The sequence below is a fragment of the Ruminiclostridium papyrosolvens C7 genome (assembly GCF_000421965.1).
GTDB classification, from domain to species: Bacteria; Bacillota; Clostridia; order Acetivibrionales; family DSM-1351; genus Ruminiclostridium; species Ruminiclostridium papyrosolvens_A.
The window spans coordinates 1-22,266 of the sequence record NZ_ATAY01000041.1; the positions used below are offsets into that span (position 1 = coordinate 1).

Sequence of the window (22,266 nt, forward strand, 5' to 3'; positions counted from 1 at the left end):
ATAGCTTGAGGCTTTGTTGTATTTCCCTCATCTTCACTCTATGCAAGTGCCAATTATATATATAATATAGCACTTTATGTAAAATTATGATAAAATTAAACATGTCTTTAGGAATAATATAAAAATATGGAATGTCAAATGAAAGGTATGACTTACTAATAGAAACTCAACCAAAAAACAAGGGTGATTTTTGTAGAATAAATGATTTCTTTTTGAGTTATTTTGTAATATAATATATGGTGATTGTATTATTTTGGCAATAACTTTTAGGCACCTTCATTCTTATGGACAAAATTAAAAAACTAAGAAAAAATATTCTAAATCGTATTCTTTTGGAATACACATTACATTAGATAAATAAAAAAGAGAGACACAACAGCAAAAGAGAGGAGTGGGGGGTAAATGGTCGGAAATGTAATAGAAAATAACGTAGTGACCATTTCAGGAAGAGTAGTTTCAGAGGTTGAATATAGTCATGAGGTATATGGAGAAGGATTTTATTCTTTTCATTTAGATGTACCCAGATTAAGTGAAAGCAGTGATAAGATATCTGTTACATTTTCAGAACGTCTGGTTCCAAAGGAGAAGCTTGTTATTGGCTCACTGTTGGAAATAGAGGGTCAATTCAGATCATATAACAGCTATAAAAGTGAGTCAAATAAACTTGTGCTTACTGTTTTTGCAAGGGAAGTCGTTTTTATTGATGAAGATAAAAGAATAAAAAATCCTAATCAGATTTATCTGAACGGTTATATATGTAAGTCACCCATATATAGAATGACTCCTTTTGGAAGGGAAATAACAGATATACTTGTGGCGGTTAACAGACCATATAATAAATCAGACTATATCCCATGCATAGCCTGGGGCAGAAATGCCAGGTATTCTCAGAACCTGTCTATCGGAGACAATATTAAGATATGGGGAAGAATCCAAAGCAGAGAATATCAAAAAAAGCTTGAGTCAGGGGAAACTTTAACAAAAACAGCTTATGAGGTTTCAGTCTCTAAAATGGAAATATCCGAACCGTCAGACACTAAAGAAAATGAAAACGATGAAAATGATGATATCCAAAGTTCAACAGAAGAATAATTCTCTATAAACATACAGACAAAAACCATCACACATTGCTTCAGTTTTTGAACAGAGTGTGATGGTTTTTTTAGTTTATGAGCTTCGTCTAACAAGGTATCTCCATAGCTTCATCAATGCCGGCATAAGGTAACTGTCAATGCCAAATACTCTTCCTGCACCTCCCAAAATAGCAATCTCAGCAGGGATAAGCCACCAGCTTGTCTCATACAAGCCTGTTGAAAGAAGAAAATTTATGTTTAAAGCAATTGCGGCAAGACCAGCTATAAATGTAAATGTTCCTGATATAAATGCAAGTCCAAGTCCCACTTCAGCTAAAACTATCATTATTTGGAATAGAATAGCGTTTGGAATGACTAATTGGTTTGCTATCCATGCATACCACTCAGGTGTATGGGAGGAAACAATCCTGAATATTTTCTCTCCCGATTCCGTAATAGAAGCACTGGAAGCACCATCAACCGGCAAGCCTGCAAGCATTGGTGAAGTCAGCCAGCCTTCCTTTATTTTATTGTATCCCTCTATAAGCCAGGTGTAACCAAGAAACAGTCTTAGGGGCACAAGCCATATTGTAGCTGATCTACGGGTATAATGGTACTCCAGAAACGATTTTCTATGTCTTTTGTTCATTAATTCATGATTCAGATACTTTATAACAAGTTCAAAGCCTCCGATACCAAATAGATAATGGACGTTAACCATGTACTTCATGAGTATGGATAACCATACAGGCAGCTGCTTTCCCATTATTTCACTAACGGCAAAATTACTCCCTATGGAAACCATGACACCATGCAGTTTAGGCTTTAATTTAACTTTCTCAGTGCCTCTGATATCAGCGAGAATATTAACAGCTGCATTTTTACCCGTTTGCACTGCTGATTCTACAAGAGGAGGAAGAATTTTATCATCATAGGTAAAAGCAGATACATCGCCTATTGCATATACATTTTTAAAGGCTGTTTTAGTGTATTCGTCAACAACAACTCTTGAAGTTCTGTTCTTTTCAGTGTCTATTTCATCAGTCAGTGAGGATGCTTTTATTCCGGCAGTCCAGATGAGGGTACGTGTATTTATTGAGCGTCCGTCTTTTAGTTCCACCTTTTCAGAATCAAGTTTTGTAATTGCACTTTCAAGAAGTACATTAACTCCCAAAGCAGAAGTAAGATAATCCATAGATTTTTTAACATTATTCTCATTTAGTATTGTAAGTATTTTGGGAAGGGCTTCTATTAGATAAAGACTTACCTGATTCCGGGAAATACCGTAGTCAATGCAAAGTTTTTTAACCCATCTTCCCAATTCGCCCATCATCTCAATGCCAGTAAAGCCCCCTCCGCCGACTACAAAGGTCAAAAGAGATTTTTTTCTGATTTCATCATTTTCCTGAGAGGCAAGTTCAAAGCAATCAAGTATATGTTCTTTTATCCTGATTGAATCTTTAAATGACCAAAGTGGGTAGCTGTATTCCTTCATTCCGGGTATACCGTAATAATTGGGTTCACTTCCAAAGGCTAAAACAAGATAGTCATATTCATACTGATTTTTATTTGATGAAATAATATTACTTTCCATATCAAATTTAACAATTTCATCTTTTACTATTTCAACTTCAGTGTACTGAAATATATCTCTAAGCGGTACAATAACTCCATCTGAGTCTATTCTGTTTCCGGCAGTTTCGTGGAGCTCTGTCAACAGTGTATGATACGAATTTTTATCTATAATCGTAATCGATAAATCATCTTTCTTTTTCTTTTTTCGTTGTAGGTATAAAGCAGTTTCTATTCCTGCATAACCTGCACCTACGATTACTATTTTTCTGGACATGATTATCTCTCCTGTTTTTGTTATAAAAGTAGAAATTTCAGGGAAACATTTATAAATAAATTTGTACGTTTATATAATGCATATTTTTCCTGAATTGTATTCATATTCGTAACTATATGGGGGTGAGTTGTATGAAAAATAACCGCATTTTAATTTTTTTATCGTTTATAATAGTTTCTTTTTATCTAAGCGGATGTTCAAAGAGTAATGCCAGTGATGATTATGTTGAAAAAGAAAGTTTTCAAATGGGTACCGTAATTTCCCAAAGAATTTATGGCAGTAATGCTGAAGTTTCTGCCAACAAGATTATCCAAAAGTTAAACAGCATTGAAGAAAATATGTCCGTTAATATTAAAACAAGTACTGTCAGCAGGATTAACAGTAATTCAGGACAACCGCAGGTATTTAGTATTAATAGCGATATATATAACATTTTAATTGCAGCTGATAAATTTTCCAAATTAAGTAATAGCGCTTTTGATATAACAATAGGGCCTTTGGTCAAGGAATGGGGAGTTTTTACTGATCATCCTCATGTACCTTCAAAGCGCAGGATTAATGAACTTTTAAAACTTGTTAATTACAAATCTATTGACTTTAACCGGGATAAAATGACTTTCAGGCTTCCAATAAAGGGACAGATGATTGATTTTGGAGCTATTGCTAAAGGGTATGCCGCAGACGAAGCCGTTAAAATCTGTCGTGGAGATGGAATAAAATCAGCTTACATAAACCTTGGAGGAAATGTTTATGTAGTTGGTAATAAACCAGATAATACACCCTGGAGAATAGGAATCCAAAATCCAAGAGCCGCGGACGGTAAATATATTGGTATTCTAAGGGTTTCAGACAAAACTGTAGTGACTTCCGGAGACTATGAAAGATTTTTTATGAAAGACGGTATCAGATATCACCATATCATAGATCCCAGAACGGGATGCCCCAGTAATTCGGATTTGATTAGTTCAACCATTATTACGGACAGTTCCATTAGTGCCGATGCTCTGTCAACTGCAACATTTGTAATGGGGTTGAAAAAGTCTAAAGAATTACTGAAAAAACTTGATGGTGTTGACGCTATATTCATTACTAAAGATAAAAAGGTTTATATAACTGAAAACCTTAAAAAGGACTTTGATTTTCAGGATGAAAGTGGGGAGTTTACGTATGTTGAAAAAGGGTGACATAATTCTTTTGCTAGTAATAGTTCTTGGTATATTGTCAGTAGTATTTTTTGGCAGAGAAAATGCAGTCAGTTTAAGCAATACCAGTGGAAGTCCGTTTGATAACTTGGGTATTACGGCAATAATAAAAAAGAACGACAAAGTTATCAGAAAAATTAACCTGAAAAGTGTGGAAAAAAGGGAAGTAATTAATATATCAGGATTGCATAAGGCAACTATTGTAGCAGAAAAAAACAGAATTTGCTTTCTTGAATCGGATTGCCCTGACAAGGTTTGTGTAAAAACAGGCTGGCTCAGCCATCCGGGGGAAATAGCTGTTTGTCTTCCTAATAAAATGATTATTAAGCTGGAGCAAGACAAGAATCAAAATGTGGATGGAGTGGTAAAGTGAGATTGTATATAAAAAATAAAGTTGACATAAAGAAAATGGTACTACTGGCTGTTCTTGCTTCTCAGGCGTTGGTGTTGTCAGTTGTTGAATCATGGTTTCCGGTACCAATGGGGATTCCCGGGATAAAGCTTGGATTGTCAAATATAATAACTATTGTTTCCTTAATCTTTTTTAGTCTATCAAATACTATGGCAATAGTTTTGGTGAAATGTATTCTCTCATCCCTGTTTATGGGGGGGCCGGTAATTTTTGCTTTTAGTATATGTGGAGGAATTTTGAGTACACTGATTATGTGGATAATGTTAAAATATATGGAGAGGTGGTTAAGCTTGATTGGAATAAGCATAGCCGGATCAATAGCACATAATGTCGGGCAGATATTGGTAGCATGCTTTATAATGAGTGATTTGTCTGTTATAGCTTATTTACCTGTATTGCTTTTGTCCGGAATTATTATGGGGACTTTTGTAGGGATATGCAGCACCTTTTTTGTGAGAGCCTTGAAAAGGTTAAATATTATATCAAATTTATAAGGGGTTATTATGTTTTTTGAAAACCAAAGGTTAAACAGTGATATTGAGAAAGTCGAGGAAAATCTACGCACAAACGTTACTTCAAAAAACCAGCTTTTGGTTCAGGCCATTGCCGATACAGTGGGTGCAGGAGGTAAGAGACTCAGGCCTGCAATGGTTATTGTTTCATCATATTTCGGTAAAATACGGCAGGACAAGCTTGTTCAGCTGGCAAGTGCCGTAGAATTGCTTCATACAGCTACCCTAATACACGATGACGTTCTGGATTACTCACCATATAGGAGAAACAGGGAAACAGTTTACAAAAAATACGGAACAGATATGGCTATCTACTGCGGTGATTTTTTGTATACTAAGGCACTTTTGATGCTTGCAGATATTGTTCCAGCAAACCAGCTGACAATAGCAGCTAAGGCAGTAAAGACAATTTGTGAGGGAGAAGTAGATCAATACAGAGATAAGTATGTAATGAATTTATCAGTTCCTTCATATCTGAAAAGAATTTCTAGAAAAACAGCAGTACTTTTTGCTGCTTCTTGTGCTTTAGGTGCATTATGTGCAAAATGTAATCACAGTACTACAAACAGCCTTTCAAAACTCGGATTTTACTACGGAGTTATGTTTCAGATGATTGATGATTACCGGGATTACAAAAGCGGTGATTCGGAATGGGGAAAGCCTGTCTACAATGACCTTTCCAAGGGGATACTAACACTTCCGGGAATTTATGCTTGCAAAAATAATAAGGAAATATACGAGAAGGTTGAAAATTACTGGAGAAAAGAGGAGAAGTCAAATGAAGAACTTCATAACATAATTTCTCAGATATGTTCTTCAGGAGGTATGGAATATACTGAAAGTTACATACAAAGATATAGGCAGAAGGCTTTCCGCGAGATAGAAAAGCTTCCAAAAAGCGAGGCAAGAGATATTCTTGCCGATTTGATAAATAAATTGCATATCTGATATAATAAAGTGGTTCTTTAGAATATGTAATATGGAGTCGACATAATGAAAGTAACAACTGTATCAGTGGTGCTAAGCAATACAACCAGAGCTTTTGATAAAAAATATACGTATAGTGTACCTGAAAACTTGTCTCAACAGATTTTTCAAGGTTGCAGGGTTCTTGTTCCGTTCGGCAGCGGAGAGCAGGTAAGAGAAGGGTTTGTCATGGAAACAAACCCTTTGGCTTTTGAAGATAAGCCAATTGTATATAAAGAAATAAGAGAAATACTGGAGCCTTACCCGCTTTTGACAAATGACAGTATACAGCTTCTGGAATGGATGAAAAGAAGGTATATATGTACATACTCAGACATAATTAAATGTATGTTGCCTCCAGGTATAAGTGTAAAAACAGTTAAGAATATAAAGATTAATAATGATTTTTATAAAGATTTTAAAAAAGCAGGTTTGAAAAAGGTTTTAAGTGTTCTTGCCGATTGCGGTGGGGAATGTGAGTATGAAGAACTTAGAGGTCTTTGTACTATAAAGGGATTTAAGCCAGCTATTGAAGAACTGTGCCAATCCGGGGCGGTTTCCATGGAGGAAAGCTATGAGCAAAAGGTTAATGCAAAGACGGTTAAAGCTGTCAGCCTTGCAAGACCAACCTCTGAGATAATAGATGAACTTGAAAACAACCAGATTAAGAGGATCCAACATGTAAGAGTTCTTGAGATACTTCTTGATAATGAAATTGTTTCCGTTAGTGATATGCAAAGGTTTGCCGGTGTCACAACTTCCGTACTTGATACTCTTAGCAAACATGGGTACATAAGCTACAAGAGTCTTGAAATAAAGAGAAACCCTCTTAAGGACAAGCATTATGAAAAGACAGAACCTCTTCCGCCCACGGAGGATCAGGCACATACTCTGGCGTATTTAAAGAAACAGCTAGACTGCGGAAACTTTCAAGAAACATTGCTTCATGGTATTACGGGAAGCGGAAAGACAGAGGTATACCTTCAGCTTATTTCCCACTGCTTTTTATTGGGGAAAAAGGCTATTTTACTTGTGCCTGAAATTTCACTGACACCTCAGATGGTAGAGAGATTTGTTTCTAGATTCGGAAACCGAGTTGCTGTAATACACTCAAAACTCTCCCTTGGGGAAAGATTTGACCAGTGGAAACTTATAAGAGACGGCAAAGTCGATGTGGTAGTAGGAGCACGCTCCGCGGTGTTTGCTCCTATGGAAAATCTGGGATTGATTGTTATAGACGAAGAACATGAAGGCTCCTACAAGTCTGAATCTATGCCAAGATATAATGCAAAGGATGTTGCCCGCAAAAGATGTGAAATTAACAACTGTCTGCTTGTATATGGGTCTGCAACACCTTCTGTTGAGACATATTACAATACGGAAACGGGGAAAATACACCTTCTGGAAATGCAAAACAGACCCAGAACCGCAGTCCTGCCAAAAGTTGAGCTTGTTGATATGAGGGTTGAACTGGAAAACGGAAATAAGACGCCTTTTAGTTCAAGACTGGTAGAAGAGCTTCTAAAAAATAAAGACAACAATCAGCAGAGTATTTTGTTTCTTAACAGAAGAGGATTTTCAACTTTTGTAATTTGCAGGAATTGTGGTTATACTATGAAATGTCCAGAGTGCAGTATTGCGTTGACATATCATTCAAAAACTAAAAGACTGATTTGCCACTATTGCGGATTCACCGTACAGAATCCTTCCGAATGCCCATCCTGTAAAAGTGAAAATATCAGGTATTTTGGTATAGGAACACAGAAAATAGAAGAGGAAGTTATAAAGCGTATTCCAGAGGCTTCTGTAATACGTATGGATATGGACACAATAGGCTATAAAAATGCACACGAGGAAATACTGAGCCGGTTTAAAAATGAAAATATAAATATCATGGTAGGCACACAGATGATAGCCAAAGGGCATGATTTTCCTAATGTTACTCTTGTAGGAGTGCTTGCGGCAGACGGTATGCTCAATACCGGTGATTACAGAGCCTCTGAAAGGACTTTTCAGCTTCTTACCCAAGTTTCGGGAAGAGCTGGAAGAGGAGACATCGGAGGTCGTGTAATCATACAAACATATAATACTGATGAGTACAGTATTATTGCAGCATGCAGCCATGATTTTAAATCATTTTACACTCAGGAAATTATGATTCGTAAAAGGCTTGATTATCCGCCGTTTACGAATATTGCACTAGTTACCTTTTCAGGTAAACGCGACAGAGGTGTTTTTGAGGCTGCTAAAAGCATGAAACCTCTGCTCTGTGAAGAGTGTCCGGAAGACACTCTGGTACTCGGGCCATCAAGATGCCCGATACCCAAGATTGCCAACAAGTACCGCTGGAGGCTTGTTGTAAAGGAACGGGATGTAGAGTTGCTTATCCAACGGTTATCAGCCATGGGCGATAAGTTTTGGAAAAATAACAAGGACAAAGATGTTACTATGAGCATAGATATAAATCCTTATAATATGCTATAATAGAAAAGATATATATAATTGGAGGTTGGTTATGGCTTATAGGCAAATAAGGAAAGATGGGGACGAAGTATTAAGAAAGATAAGCAGGCCGGTTGATACTATTGATAAAAAAATACTTTCTCTTTTAGAGGATATGGCAGATACTATGTACAGAGCTGACGGTGTTGGTTTGGCAGCTCCGCAGATTGGTGTTCTCAAAAGGATGGTTGTTATAGATGTCGGGGAAGGCTTATATGAGATGATTAATCCGGTTATTCTGGAACAAAGCGGAGAACAGGATGGCATGGAAGGCTGCCTGAGTATCCCCGGGATTTCGGGAAAGGTTGTGCGTCCCATGAATGTTACACTAAAATATACGGATAGAAACGGCGAGAGTATAACCATCGAAGCCACTGAATTTTTCGCAAGGGCCATATGCCATGAACTAGACCATTTGGATGGGATTTTGTATAAAGATAAGGCACATAAGATGTACACTGCAAAAGAACTTGAGGAAATGCAAGAAGATTAGTATATGAAATACCACGGTTATTTAGGAGAGTGAGTTAGTAGTGAAGATAATTTTTATGGGTACACCTGAATTTGCAGTTCCCAGTCTTGAAATGCTTATAAATGAAGGATATAAAGTTATTGCAGTTGTTACTCAGCCTGACAAACCAAAGGGCAGAGGCAACAAACTGGCGGCTCCGCCTGTTAAGGAATTTGCATTAGAACACGGTATTACAGTTCTCCAGCCTGAAAAAATTAAGACACCTGAATTTGTTGAACATATCAGGGAATTGAGTCCGGATTTGCTGGTTACCGCTGCATATGGAAAAATTATATCAAAGGAGATGCTTGATGTACCAACACTGGGATGTATAAATGTACATGGTTCTCTTTTGCCCGCATACAGGGGAGCGGCTCCTATTCAGTGGTCAATTATAAACGGTGAAAAAGTAACAGGTATTACTACTATGTTCACTGATATAGGACTAGATACAGGAGATATGCTTTTAAAAAAGGAGCTTGAAATAGGCCCCGATATGACAGCCGGAGATTTGCATGACGCAATGGCTGTTTTAGGAGCCCAAGTATTAAAAGAAACTCTTTCAGAACTTAAAAAAGGTACACTTGTAAGAAAGCCACAGGATGATTCCTTGTCATCATATGCCCCGATTATTACAAAGGAAGTAGGGCTTATGGACTGGAATAAAACAGCTCAACAGGTACATGACCTCGTAAGAGGAACAAATCCCTGGCCGGGAGCGTACACATTTTTAAACGAAAGTAAAATGAGGGTTTGGAAAACCAGCATTTTAAACTTAGAGAATAATCAAAGTCATTACCCCGGAGAAATTGTCAAGGTTGATGATAACGGATTACTGGTAAAATGCTCTGATGGCTACATATTGATAAGTGAGCTGCAATTTGATTCTTCTAAAAGGATGAAAGTCAGCGATTATTTGAGAGGACACAAAATTAGCATAGGTGAGAAGCTTGGAAACTAATTTTAAAGCATTTTTACGTATTTTAATTATTATATTGACGGGTTTTATATCACTGTTGATATTATTTGGAGCCGCTTACGTAAATGCTTCAATAGACGTTTATAGTGCCATACTAATTGTATTGATTACAGCTGTGGGTTTTTGCATTGGTGCCTTAGCTATTATGAGTGGGGCTATTTTTCATACATTCAAAAAGAAAAAAGCATCAGGATTAACTTTGGCACTAACAAAGCTTGGGTTACGGATTCTAATGCCTGTTGCTGTTCTATTTACAAAATCAAACAGTAAAGAAAAAAAGAGTATGAGATATTTTTATATTGAATTAAATAATATTGTGGTGGAATCCTATAATAAAAAGTATAATCCTAAAGATATCATGATACTCCTTCCACACTGTCTCCAAAACAGCCAGTGTGGACTTAAGGTCACTTCCGACCCTGAGCTTTGTCGTCAATGCGGTAAATGCAAGATTGGAGTGCTTTTAAAATACGCAAAGGAGAACGGAATAAGCCTGTTTGTTGCAACAGGTGGTACAGTAGCTAGAAATATAGTAAAAAAAACAAAACCGGGTATTATAATATCTGTAGCATGTGAAAGGGATTTGATGAGTGGTATTTCAGATATTAAGGGTATTCCGGTAATTGGTATTATAAATAAACAACCAAACGGGCCGTGTATAAATACAGATGTAGATGTAGAAGGACTTATTGAGAAAATAAGACAGATTACAGTTAATGTAGCATAGATTGGATTATAAACAGGAGGACAAGTATTATGGGCTTTTTTTATATGGACAGATACTACTTGATACTGGTTGTTCCGGCACTGATTATATCAATGATTGCGCAGATACAGGTTAAAAGTACCTTTCATAAGTATAGTAAAATCGGTAATTCCAAACATATGACAGGAGCGGAGGTTGCTCGTTATCTGCTTCAGGTAAACGGAATACAGGATGTTGAAGTTACTCAGGTAGGTGGCCAGCTGACAGACCATTATGACCCCAGAAAAAAAGTCCTTAGGTTATCTGAATCCACCTATGCAAGTACTTCTGTAGCCGCTATAGGCGTTGCAGCCCACGAAACCGGGCATGCAATACAACACAAAGTAAAATACGGGCCTCTTGTTTTACGAAGTACCTTGGTTCCGGTAGCCGGGTTTGGTTCTTCAGCCGGTCCGTACATTGCAATATTGGGATTGTTTCTAGGCTGGCCGATAATAATTAATGTCGGACTGCTTTTGTTTTTTGCAGCGATATTGTTTTACCTTGTAACTCTACCGGTAGAGTTTAACGCCAGTAAAAGGGCGATTTCGGTTTTGGGCAGCACTGGGATACTTATGAGTGAAGAACTTATTTCTGCGAAAAAAGTATTAAATGCAGCAGCTATGACTTATGTGGCATCAGCGTTGGTTGCAATTGCCAGTTTTCTGCGTTTACTGTTGCTTGCAAACCAACGCAGGAACAGGGATTAGTGGTAAGGTATCAAGTTATTAAAAAAGACGCTTTTCGGCTCATGGAGGTTAATGTGGCAGTAGATTTGGCAAGAGAAACAGCATTAAAGATTTTATATGATATTACTGAAAATCAAGCATATTCAAATATTTCAGTTAACAAATATCTTGATAATGACAAGCTAAGAGAGATTGATAGGTCATTTGCAACAGAACTGGTTTATGGTACGGTGAAATGGCTTTTGCAGATTGATTACATTATAGGAAAATACTCCAGTATTAAGCTTAAAAAACTGTCACCATGGATTAAAAATGTTTTAAGACTTGGTGTATACCAGCTTCTTCATACAGACAGAATACCTGTTTCGGCAGCCTGCAACACAGCAGTTGATCTTGCAAAAAGATACGGGCATCAGGCTTCGAGCAGATTTGTTAATGCAGTACTTAGAAATATTTCAAAGAGCAAGGATAGCATTGCTTACCCGGATAAAAGTGATATTGCAAGCTATTTAAGCATTTTATACTCACATCCCGTTTGGATGGTTCAAAAATGGATAGACTTATATGGGAAAGAGTTTACTGAGGAATTGTTAAAAAGTAACAACCAGGTACCTGATTTCGTTATCAGGACAAATACCTTAAAAACAGACAAGCAAACTCTGTTGGAAGCACTACATAAAGAAGGAATAAATGCAGAACCGGGCAGGTACGTTGAAGAAGCAGTTGTACTGAAAAACCCATCGTCAATATCCAACCTTGAAACCTTCCAAAAAGGTTATTTTCAGGTTCAGGATGAGAGTTCAATGCTGGCGGCGAAAATCCTTGATCCAAGAGAAGGTGAAACTGTAATTGATGTATGCAGTGCCCCAGGGGGCAAGGCAACACATATGGCACAGCTTATGAAGAACAAGGGTACAGTTATTGCAAGAGATATTTATCAGCACAAGCTGAATCTAATAGAGCAATCATGCAGCAGATTGGGGATAGATATCATAAAAACTGAAATTCTTGATGCATGCAGGCTTGATGAAAACCTCATCGGAAAAGCTGACAGAGTATTAATAGACGCACCTTGTTCGGGATTGGGGATAATCAGAAAAAAACCGGATATTAAATATTCAAGGACAGAGCATGAGCTAAAGGAGATAACCGGCCTCCAGCAGAAGATACTTAAAATTGCTTCAAAGTATTTAAAGGTTGGAGGATACATGATTTACAGTACATGTACAATACAGCCTCAGGAAAATCTGGAAATTGTGCAGGATTTCCTTGCTAAAAATCCTGATTTTTCGTTGACGGGTTTTCGGGAACTTATGCCTCAAACTCTCGATATTGCCAGTTCAGCAGAAGGATATATTCAATTATATCCGAATATATATCAGACAGATGGATTTTTTATAAGTAAAATAAAAAGGGAGAAATAAATTACCTACAATGATTAATTTAATGGATATGACTTTGGAAGAACTTGAACAGATGCTGTCGGAGATGGGACAGCAGAAATTCAGAGCAAAGCAGATTTTTAAATGGATAAACAGCGGAATCAGAACATTTGCTGATATGACTAATATCTCAAAGCAATTAAGAGATGAATTAGAAAAAGTTACAAAAATAAGCAGGTTAAAAATAGTTGATAAGCTTCAATCACAAATTGATTCTACGGTCAAATATTTATTTGAGCTGGAGGACGGTAATATTATTGAAAGTGTACTAATGGAGTACAAGCATGGTTTTACAGTCTGTATCTCTTCTCAGGCAGGGTGCAGAATGGGTTGTAAATTCTGTGCATCCACAGGAGCAGGGTTTTCACGTAATCTGACTCCCGGAGAGATGCTTGACCAGGTCATGACTATGCAAGAGGACTCCGGAAACAGGATTGGCCATATTGTATTGATGGGAATAGGGGAACCGCTGGATAATTACGAAAATGTAATTAAGTTTTTAAAGATAGTAAATCATCCGGATGGATTGATGATAGGAATGCGTAATATATCACTTTCAACCTGTGGTGTAGTCCCTAGAATGTTACAGCTTGCACAGGAGAATATTCCCATAACCCTTTCAGTCTCCCTTCATAGCGCAAGGGATGACAAAAGGTCGGCTATGATGCCGGTTAATAAGGCTTATTGTATTGACAAATTAATTTCAGCATGTAAGATATATACAGAGAGTACAAAAAGAAGGATAACATTTGAATATGCAATGATTTCAGGTGAAAATGATTCTGAGCAGGATGCCAGAGAGTTAGCGGGACTATTGAAAGGAATGCTTTGTCATGTAAATTTGATTCCGGTAAATACCGTTACAGGTAATGGTTATAAAAAAAGCTCAAGAATTCACATAGATAAATTTAAGAACATTTTGGAGTCTAAAGGTATTGAGACTACCGTAAGAAGGGAACTCGGCAGCGATATTAATGCGGCTTGTGGCCAGCTTAGAAAGAATAAAATTGACAGTAGTGCCAATTTACTTTATGAATCTTAAAAGTGTTTATTTCAGGAGTGATTTGTTTGAAGTATGGTATTAAAACTGATAGGGGATTGAAAAGACAGCTAAATGAGGATAATTGTAATGTTCTGGTAGGTTATCCCGGAATTCCTGTTTGTTTCGTCATAGCTGACGGAATGGGTGGTCACCAGTGCGGTGAGGTCGCAAGTAAACAGGCAGTTGACTCAGTCTGCAATCACCTTCTGAAATCTGATTGGTCGACAGAAGATATTCCTGAGTTATTAAAAAATATAATAACTAAAGTGAATGAAGAGATATACAATTTTTCACTGCTTGACATTTCTACCCAGGGTATGGGGACTACACTTATTATAACTGTACTTAAAAACAGGAAACTCTATATCGGCCATGTTGGTGATAGCAGAGTTTACCTGATAAGAAACAAAACAATTGAGAAAGTAACCTGGGATCACTCATTTATAGAAGAAATGCTTAAAAACGGCTCTATAACAAAGGATGAAGCAATAAACCATCCCAAAAAAAATCTCATTACCCGTGCTGTAGGATATGAACCTGATTTGCAGGTTGATACATATGAAATAGACGTTGAAGAAAATGATGTTATACTTTTATGCACAGACGGACTTAGCAACATGATAGAAGAAGATGAAATTTTGGATATAATTACTAATACTAAGGATCCTCAGGATGCTTGTGATACTTTAATCCAAAATGCGAATAATAAAGGCGGGGAAGACAACGTAACCGTAATCATTGGGAAAATATAAAATGAGGTGAAGTATGGAAGGTCAAATTTTAGGAAACAGGTATCTTTTACTGGAAAAAATAGGCGGCGGTGGAATGGCTGTCGTATATAAAGCAAAATGCACACTTTTAAACAGGTTTGTGGCTGTAAAGGTATTACGGACAGAATTTACAAACGATGATGAGTTTGTAAAACGGTTTAAAATAGAAGCTCAGGCTGTTGCAAGCCTTTCACACCCCAATGTCGTATCAATTTATGATGTAGGACATCAGGACGATATCCATTACATTGTTATGGAATATGTCGATGGTATGACTTTAAAGGACTATTTGAATAAGCATGGTGCGTTAAACTGGAAAGATGCAGTTAAAATAACCATACAGATTTGTTCAGCAATTGAACATGCTCACAAGAATAACATTGTACATAGAGATATAAAGCCGCACAATATCCTACTGACCAAAGAAGGTATTGCGAAGGTCACGGATTTTGGAATAGCACGTGCAGTAACCTCTTCTACAATTACTATGGTTGGTAGTACCATCGGTTCGGTACATTATTTTTCTCCGGAGCAGGCAAGAGGTGGTTTTATAGATGAAAAATCTGATCTGTACTCATTGGGAATAGCACTCTATGAAATGGTTACCGGCAAGGTTCCTTTTGATGGGGATTCACCTGTAGCAGTGGCGTTAAAGCACATTCAGGAGATGCCGTTGGAGCCTCATAAGCTAGTTCCGAGCTTGCCATATGGTGTAAATGAAATAATAATGAAAGCTATTCAAAAAGAGCAAAATATGCGTTATCAGTCTGCGACGGAAATGCTCAGCGATTTGAACACAGTTCTTGTACAGCCTCAGGGTGGGTTTATAGGTCATAATTCTGTTTCAAGCCAGTCAACGATTAGAATGAGATCGGTAAATTCAGACGATATTGACAGCACTGTGAGAGTAAGTACAAGGCCGACCAATGTAAATAATAAAAAGTATGAGTCCGAAAAACAAAAAAAGAAAAACAATACTACTTATTGGCTGGCCGGTATTGCCAGTGTGGTAGTTATAGGAGTTTTGTTATTTATAACTATAGGTTTGTTAACAAAAGGCGGAACTGATAATAAAGTAAATACTATGCCTGATTATCGTAATAAGAAATTTGAAGATATTAAGGATGATTTAGTTAAAAGAGGAATCAATTACACCGAGAACTGGCAGGATAATGATGCAGTAGATAAAGGTGTAATATATGATCAGAGTATGGAACCAGGAACAGAGTACAGGGACGGTAGTTTTACAAATCTTGAGCTTACCATTAGTAACGGCCCCAAGAGCAAAAAAGTCCCTGATGTAACAAATAAGGATTATAGGGATGCCCAAAGTAAACTTGAAAGTCAGGATATAAAATATAGAATTGAAGAAGAATTTAATGAGGATGTTAAGGAAGATTATGTAATCCGTACAGATCCAAAAGCGAATGAAGAAATTATAGATGAAACAGTAGTAACGATCTTTGTTAGCAAGGGTGCGGAAGTTAAATTAATAAAAGTGCCGAATCTGGTTGGAAAAACCGAAAGTGTCGCTCTACAACTTCTTAAAGATGCAAAATTATCACTTGGAAGTGTGCTTCCGGCAGGCACTACAAATGGAATCGTTAATAAACAAGCACCTGAAGCGTACTCTGAAGTTGCTCCTGGTGAAACGGTAACAATCTGGCTTACACCTCAGGAACAACAAGCACCTGCAAGTCCGAGCCAGAGTGAACCATCCGATACTCAAACCGGTGGTAATGCGGGTGGAGATAATACAAAAGGTAACGGTAAAGGTGGTAAAGGTAATACATCCGGAGATCAGGAAACCTCAGGTACACAACAGCCGGATAACGGCTCCGGAGACGGAGATAATAAAACAAACCCTGATGGAAAGTAAAATAGGAGGTTCATTTTGCCGCTTGGTATAATACTAAAGGGAATTGGTGGTTTTTACTACGTTAAGCAAGAAGAAACAGAGGATATTTATGAGTGCAAGCTCAGAGGGGTATTCAGGAAGAATTCTGTTACACCCCTTCCTGGAGATAGGGTGGGTTTTAGCATTATTGACGAAGCTAAAAAGCTTGGAAATGTTGATGAAATACTTCCACGCATGTCAGAACTTGTGCGCCCGGCAATTGCCAATGTTGACCAAATAGCCATTGTTGTAGCTGCTAAAGCACCAAACCCTGATTATATGTTGCTGGACAAGCTGCTAATTACCGCAGAAACAAAAAACATCAGAGTTATAATATGTATTAACAAGATTGACCTTGATGACGGTACTGCTAAAATTATCAGAAACGCATACTCTCTGGCCGGTTATGAATTAGTTGAAATAAGTTCTGTCCGGAATGTCGGCTACAAGCTATTAAAGGAAGAACTAAAAGGGCATATTACTGTTTTTGCCGGCCAGTCGGGGGTAGGGAAATCAACCATTTTAAATCATATTATGGATTCATGGGTTATGGAAACCGGAAGTGTAAGCAACAAGATAGAACGTGGCAAGCATACTACGCGGCATGCAGAACTTCTCGAACTTAAATACGGCGGTTATGTGGCAGATACCCCCGGGTTTAGTTCTTTTGAGATTTCAGATATCACGTATAATGAACTGGAAAGTTATTATCCCGAGTTCCGGCCGTATATTAATACCTGCAGGTTTAATTCCTGCAGTCATATAACAGAACCTGGATGCAGGATCATAGAAGCACTTGAACGAAGCGAAATTGACAACAACAGATATCAAAGATATATACAATTATATAAAGCCTTAAAAGACATTCCACAATATAAAGGAAAAAAGACCGAATCTAGGAGAGTGATAAAATGATTAAAATTGCACCTTCAATTTTATCAGCTGACTTTTCATGTCTTGGCAGTGAAATTGAAAAAATCGATAAAAACGGTGCGGATATTATTCATATCGATGTTATGGATGGCCATTTCGTGCCAAATATAACAATCGGGCCGGGAGTTGTTAAATGTTTACGTAAATACACAAATAGACCCTTTGATGTTCATCTGATGGTATCAAACCCCGATGCTTATATAGAGCAGTTTGCACAAGCAGGTGCTGATATCATAACCGTACATGCTGAGGCTGCCAAACACCTGAACAGAACAATTCAAATGATAAAAAATTGCGGAAAGAAAGCAGGGGTAGCTTTAAATCCGGCAACTCCGCTGACTGTACTGGATTTTGTATTGCAGGATGTGGATATGGTACTTATAATGACCGTTAATCCTGGCTTCGGAGGCCAATCCTATCTACCCCACTCTACAAAAAAGATTTCAGAATTAAAAAACATGATGATAAGAAATGCACTTGAAGCCGATATTGAAGTTGATGGCGGAATTGATGCCAACAATATAAATATCGTAACAAAGGCAGGAGCCAATGTAATTGTTGCAGGGTCTGCCGTATTTAAACAGGATGACGTTGGAGAAGCGATTAGAAGCTTAAAACTGAATTCCTACAATAGAAGTGCATTGTAATTCCATGGTTGGAGGTAAAATGAAAGCTGTTTGTGTTTGTAATGGTTCAATCAGTGATTATGACAAAATAAAAAAATACATACTTGTTTCAGATTACATTATTTCTGTTGATGGAGGGGCGGGTCACCTGAGGAAAATGGGAATTAATCCGGATATTCTGATTGGTGACTTTGATTCTGCCAATTCGCAGGACTTAGATTATTATGTAAACAAAGGAATAAATGTATCAAAGTTTCCTGTTGAAAAGGACATGACTGATTCAGAGCTTGCTATTGAAAAGGCATTGGAGTTTGGAGCTGACGAAGTGGTCTTCTTAGGTGCATTGGGCACACGAATTGACCATTCCTTTGCAAACATTATGCTTCTAAAAAAAATGCTGGATATTGGACTTAGAGGCTCTATTGTAGACGAACATAACGAAATATATATGTTTAATTCAAATTTCAGCCTTAGTAAAAAAGAGGGTCGAAAGCTCTCTTTAATTCCAATAACAGAAAAAGTTACAGGTGTAAGTACAAGCGGCTTAAAATATCCGCTTATTAATGCCACTATGGTTTTAGGAACTTCCTGGGGGATTAGTAATGAATTTGAGGAAGAAACAGCTTCGGTTAGTATTAAAAGTGGGATTTTACTTGTATGCCTATCCAGAGATTAATATACCAATAGTGCAGTAAAAATGTGGTTGCCAATAGTAAAAAATCATGTTAATATTGGATTGAACATGTAATAAGCGAGGGGCATTAGCGCAGTTGGGAGCGCATCACACTGGCAGTGTGGGGGTCAGGGGTTCAAGTCCCCTATGCTCCACCAAAAATAAAAAACTACAAGGCCAAGGTCTTGTGGTTTTTTATTTTATATAAGATCGGACACTTGATGAGAGGTACCACTCAAAAAACTGTATATAGATGTAGGGTTTTTTACAACTGAGTTATTTGAATTAAGTTATTAAGGCAGCTTCATACATAAGCTGTCTTTTTTATTTTCTTTAAAATTTTAGAAAGGAGATTATAAATGAAAAAAGAAAATTCTGTTTCGCAAGCCATATCCACAAAGCTGATTTACAGATTAAGAATGATGGGCTATGGTGCTACCTCAGTTAATACCAGCAGAAAGGAAAACAACTGGGATACTGAAAAAATATGTGTAACAAAAGATGGTAGAGATATGTGTGATATCAATTGTATTGAAGGTACGATTACATACCACCATGCTTCTGATCAGGAGGAAGTCAATTCAATCCGGGACCTTATAAATGACCTTCAGGAACAGGAAAGGAATTTTACCAGTGCTGATCCTATGCAAGTTGAAGGACTCAAACATTATAAGGTTTTAGCTGAATACAATAACGTTATACTTGCTTCATTTGAATCAGAAGGTATAAATTCTTCCATGCACAGGGTTAATAGCTATCAATATGTCACATGGGAAAAAGACAATGGAGGATTGGGTGTTCACTCAGGGAATTACTTTAGTGATAATTATACTGGTGCAAAGGAGAATTTTGCCGTCAGGTCAGGAATTCTGAGAAAAAGCAAGCTGCTTAGTGAAACTGAGATGAAGGCTATATATAGCGGAATCGTAAAGCTTGAAGATAATGAGAATAACGATGACGGCAGTTACAAAATATTTAAGCAGATAAAAGAAAAAATACAGGAGGCCTGCAGATATAGAACAACGTGAAGGAAGAATACTAAGGCAGGGAAACGAAAACGAGGAAGTAGAGATATTTAGGTATGTTACAAAAGACACCTTCGATGCCTACCTTTGGGTGCGACATGAAGTCGCCTGATTTAACTGTTTGGCATTACGACCAAACCAACTTTTCCGTAAGTTGAGCCTAATATCAACTGCATTGCTGGTAACGGCGATGTGGTAAGCTGATATGAAAATGTAGCCCTATTTTTGAGGCGAGCCGTGAGGCAGAGCCGAAACTGTTAGCACAATACGGTTAGGGAGCAGGCTTGATAGCATGGTTAATGTAAGTGAACTACTAATAAACATCGTTAAGGCGAACAGGTCAAAGCTGCTAATAGACCTGAACCAAAATGGTACGCAGTCGGATAATCCTTTCCATAGTGGGATTACACGGACATAAGACTGCCGGCGGAGAGGTAGAACCTAAACTATCATTGTTAATCAGGTGGAACATGGTAAGCCCGTACTGTTGCTTTTAGCAAAGCAGACCGTAAGGAATGCCGATAACATTGCGGGTACAGGAAAACCGAAAAAGCGAATGCCATTTTGTAATGAGATGGATAGGAGTTTCAATGTTACTCCACACGAAAGTGGGCAGACTTCCGTTCGGTTTCTAATCACAAGATAATTTACAGAATTTTGAAAGGAGAAAGCAAATGGACATGAAAATGTGTGCTACTTCTGACGTGGCAAGGCAATGGGAAAGCATTGACTGGAACAAAGCCGACCGCTACGTTAAAAACCTGAAATGCGTATTGTGAAAGCATTTCAGGAGGGCAAGAGAAACAAAGTGAAATCACTGCAACACTTGCTCACTACCTCTTTTTATGCTAAAGCATTGGCAGTAAAAAGAGTCACAGAAAATCAAGGCAAAAAGACAGCAGGTGTTGACGGAGAAATCTGGACAACACCAAAGGACAAATATCAGGCAATAGCAAAATTACAACGCAGAGGTTACAACCCCATGCCACTAAAAAGGGTATATATACCCAAGAAAAACGGCAAGAAAAGACCTTTGAGTATCCCGACCATGACAGACAGAGCCATGCAGACGTTATTTAAGTTTGCATTGGAGCCGATTGCGGAAACCACTGCTGACCCCAACTCTTATGGGTTTCGAGCTAAAAGATGTACACAGGACGCTATTGAGCAATGCTTTACCAGTCTGAATAAAGGTAAATCTCCAAAATGGTTGCTTGAGGGAGATATTAAGGGTTGCTTTGACAACATTACCCGCAAGGGTCACCCATTTCACCAACAATCTGCAACATGGTACTGGATGGCTTAGAAAAAGTAATCAAGGATAAATACCACAAGCGGAAAGTGAACAACAAGGCATATTTTCCAAAGGTAAACTTTATCCGGTATGCTGATGACTTTAATCGTAACAGGAGAAAGCAGAGAAATTCTCGAAAACGGTGTTAAACCGATTATCATAGAATTTCTCGCCGAAAGAGGATTGGAGCTGTCAGAAGAAAAGACGTTAATCACGCACATTAATGACGGTTTTGACTTTCTTGGGTGTAACGTCAGAATGTATGGAAACAAGCTACTGACGAAACCCTCTAAGAAAAACTTTGAAGCGGTAGTCAACAAAATTAGGGATGTCATTAAAAGTAACCAATCGACAAAACAGGAGTTTCTGATAAGAAAACTGAACCCCATCATTAGGGGCTGGGTTAACTATCAGAAGTATAACGTATCTGCACAATCCTTTGAAAAGCTTGATTATGAAATTTGGGAATGTTTGTGGCAGTGGTGTAAAAGGCGGCACCCCAAGAAAAGTCGAAAATGGATAGCAAAGAAATACTTCCATACAATCGGGAACAGGACATGGACTTTCAGTGTTCCTACAGATGATAAAATGGAGAATGGCGAAGACTATTATATCCGCTTAATCTATGCAACAAATACAGATATCAAAAGATTTACCAAGATTAAAGCAGATGCAAATCCTTTCGATGCGGAATGGCAACTATATTTTGAAGAAAGAGCCGACAAGCAGATGAGAAACGAAATCAAGGGGAGAACCATCATAAACAGGCTGTACACAGCCCGGCAGGGCTGTTGCAGTTATTGCAACGACAAAATAACTCTTGAAACAGATCTCCGAATTCATCAAATTGGCAATGGAACGAATATGGTAAAAAGTCTCGTACATCCACAATGTCACGAAAAACTCCACGCCTTGAATAACAGTGAAATGCTGGCTCTCGAAGGAGGGCTTATAGAAGCTTGAGCCGTGTGAGGGGAAACTCTCATGCACGGTTCTTAGGGAGGATGGCGGTAGTAATGCCGCCGACCTACCCGACCAAATAGTTGAACAGAAGCAGAGGTTTATCTCACAGGTAATGACAAGCAAATCTGTTAGCCGCAGTTGTGAGGATATAGATGAAGTAA

General features: G+C 37.8%; 21 protein-coding genes, 1 tRNA gene and 1 pseudogene. 22 read left to right on the top strand and 1 reads right to left on the bottom strand.

Features of this window, described 5'->3' with window-relative positions; genetic code table 11:
- Window positions 1–402 precede the first annotated feature (402 nt).
- Window positions 403–1,092: a single-stranded DNA-binding protein gene (locus L323_RS32735; RefSeq protein ID WP_020815887.1), complete on the top strand. Its 690-nt coding sequence runs from the start codon at window positions 403–405 to the stop codon at window positions 1,090–1,092.
- A gap of 75 nt (window positions 1,093–1,167) precedes the next feature.
- Here the strand turns inward: L323_RS32735 and L323_RS32740 are convergent, their stop codons facing one another.
- The gene (locus tag L323_RS32740; protein WP_020815888.1) at window positions 1,168–2,922 is read right to left on the bottom strand and encodes an NAD(P)/FAD-dependent oxidoreductase; all 1,755 of its coding nucleotides are present in this window, start codon (window positions 2,920–2,922) and stop codon (window positions 1,168–1,170) included.
- A gap of 131 nt (window positions 2,923–3,053) precedes the next feature.
- Here L323_RS32740 and L323_RS32745 point away from each other — a divergent pair, with 131 nt between their 5' ends.
- The 21 genes and pseudogenes from L323_RS32745 (at window position 3,054) to L323_RS42095 (ending at window position 22,105) form a co-directional block, all read left to right on the top strand.
- The gene (locus tag L323_RS32745; RefSeq protein WP_020815889.1) at window positions 3,054–4,106 is read left to right on the top strand and encodes an FAD:protein FMN transferase; all 1,053 of its coding nucleotides are present in this window, start codon (window positions 3,054–3,056) and stop codon (window positions 4,104–4,106) included.
- Window positions 4,090–4,497, top strand: coding sequence for a NusG domain II-containing protein (locus L323_RS32750; RefSeq protein ID WP_020815890.1), 408 nt, complete (start codon window positions 4,090–4,092; stop codon window positions 4,495–4,497). Before L323_RS32745 ends, L323_RS32750 begins: the two co-directional genes overlap by 17 nt.
- A complete protein-coding gene (locus L323_RS32755) occupies window positions 4,494–5,030 on the top strand; it encodes a Gx transporter family protein (RefSeq protein WP_020815891.1) in 537 nt (178 codons plus the stop codon). Before L323_RS32750 ends, L323_RS32755 begins: the two co-directional genes overlap by 4 nt.
- 9 nt (window positions 5,031–5,039) lie before the next feature.
- Window positions 5,040–5,996: a polyprenyl synthetase family protein gene (locus L323_RS32760; RefSeq protein ID WP_020815892.1), complete on the top strand. Its 957-nt coding sequence runs from the start codon at window positions 5,040–5,042 to the stop codon at window positions 5,994–5,996.
- A 45-nt stretch (window positions 5,997–6,041) separates the two neighbouring features.
- Window positions 6,042–8,498, top strand: a complete 2,457-nt coding sequence (priA, locus tag L323_RS32765; RefSeq protein ID WP_020815893.1) for a primosomal protein N' — start codon at window positions 6,042–6,044, stop codon at window positions 8,496–8,498.
- A 31-nt stretch (window positions 8,499–8,529) separates the two neighbouring features.
- On the top strand, window positions 8,530–9,009 hold the full coding sequence (gene def / locus L323_RS32770) for a peptide deformylase (RefSeq protein WP_020815894.1): 480 nt from the start codon (window positions 8,530–8,532) through the stop codon (window positions 9,007–9,009).
- Between the two features lie 40 nt (window positions 9,010–9,049).
- Window positions 9,050–9,988, top strand: a complete 939-nt coding sequence (gene fmt, locus L323_RS32775) for a methionyl-tRNA formyltransferase (protein ID WP_020815895.1) — start codon at window positions 9,050–9,052, stop codon at window positions 9,986–9,988.
- Window positions 9,969–10,733 (top strand): DUF116 domain-containing protein, encoded by a 765-nt coding sequence (locus L323_RS32780; RefSeq protein ID WP_242835296.1) that lies wholly within the window; start codon window positions 9,969–9,971, stop codon window positions 10,731–10,733. The genes fmt and L323_RS32780 overlap by 20 nt, the downstream gene beginning before the upstream one ends.
- A gap of 29 nt (window positions 10,734–10,762) precedes the next feature.
- Window positions 10,763–11,461 carry a zinc metallopeptidase gene (locus tag L323_RS32785; RefSeq protein ID WP_020815897.1) on the top strand — a complete coding sequence of 233 codons (699 nt, stop codon included), beginning with the start codon at window positions 10,763–10,765 and terminating at the stop codon, window positions 11,459–11,461.
- A 53-nt stretch (window positions 11,462–11,514) separates the two neighbouring features.
- Window positions 11,515–12,864 carry a 16S rRNA (cytosine(967)-C(5))-methyltransferase RsmB gene (gene rsmB, locus L323_RS32790; protein WP_020815898.1) on the top strand — a complete coding sequence of 450 codons (1,350 nt, stop codon included), beginning with the start codon at window positions 11,515–11,517 and terminating at the stop codon, window positions 12,862–12,864.
- Window positions 12,865–12,874: 10 nt separating this feature from the next.
- The gene (rlmN, locus tag L323_RS32795; RefSeq protein ID WP_020815899.1) at window positions 12,875–13,924 is read left to right on the top strand and encodes a 23S rRNA (adenine(2503)-C(2))-methyltransferase RlmN; all 1,050 of its coding nucleotides are present in this window, start codon (window positions 12,875–12,877) and stop codon (window positions 13,922–13,924) included.
- Window positions 13,925–13,950: 26 nt separating this feature from the next.
- Window positions 13,951–14,676, top strand: a complete 726-nt coding sequence (locus tag L323_RS32800; RefSeq protein WP_020815900.1) for a Stp1/IreP family PP2C-type Ser/Thr phosphatase — start codon at window positions 13,951–13,953, stop codon at window positions 14,674–14,676.
- Between the two features lie 13 nt (window positions 14,677–14,689).
- Window positions 14,690–16,573: a Stk1 family PASTA domain-containing Ser/Thr kinase gene (pknB, locus tag L323_RS0120820; RefSeq protein ID WP_031342113.1), complete on the top strand. Its 1,884-nt coding sequence runs from the start codon at window positions 14,690–14,692 to the stop codon at window positions 16,571–16,573.
- Between the two features lie 15 nt (window positions 16,574–16,588).
- A complete protein-coding gene (rsgA, locus tag L323_RS32805; protein WP_020815901.1) occupies window positions 16,589–17,506 on the top strand; it encodes a ribosome small subunit-dependent GTPase A in 918 nt (305 codons plus the stop codon).
- A complete protein-coding gene (rpe, locus tag L323_RS32810; protein WP_020815902.1) occupies window positions 17,503–18,171 on the top strand; it encodes a ribulose-phosphate 3-epimerase in 669 nt (222 codons plus the stop codon). The genes rsgA and rpe overlap by 4 nt, the downstream gene beginning before the upstream one ends.
- A gap of 19 nt (window positions 18,172–18,190) precedes the next feature.
- Window positions 18,191–18,826: a thiamine diphosphokinase gene (locus tag L323_RS32815; protein ID WP_020815903.1), complete on the top strand. Its 636-nt coding sequence runs from the start codon at window positions 18,191–18,193 to the stop codon at window positions 18,824–18,826.
- A gap of 79 nt (window positions 18,827–18,905) precedes the next feature.
- Window positions 18,906–18,981 (top strand) — tRNA-Ala (locus tag L323_RS32820).
- A 201-nt stretch (window positions 18,982–19,182) separates the two neighbouring features.
- On the top strand, window positions 19,183–19,851 hold the full coding sequence (locus L323_RS32825) for a hypothetical protein (RefSeq protein WP_020815904.1): 669 nt from the start codon (window positions 19,183–19,185) through the stop codon (window positions 19,849–19,851).
- Window positions 19,852–20,140: 289 nt separating this feature from the next.
- Window positions 20,141–20,266 (top strand): hypothetical protein, encoded by a 126-nt coding sequence (locus tag L323_RS41915; protein WP_278244977.1) that lies wholly within the window; start codon window positions 20,141–20,143, stop codon window positions 20,264–20,266.
- Window positions 20,267–20,614: 348 nt separating this feature from the next.
- Window positions 20,615–21,291 (top strand): annotated as a pseudogene (locus L323_RS42090) (reverse transcriptase domain-containing protein).
- Window positions 21,239–22,105 (top strand): group II intron maturase-specific domain-containing protein, encoded by an 867-nt coding sequence (locus L323_RS42095; RefSeq protein ID WP_431602532.1) that lies wholly within the window; start codon window positions 21,239–21,241, stop codon window positions 22,103–22,105. The pseudogene L323_RS42090 and the gene L323_RS42095 overlap by 53 nt, the downstream one beginning before the upstream one ends.
- Window positions 22,106–22,266: the final 161 nt, after the last annotated feature.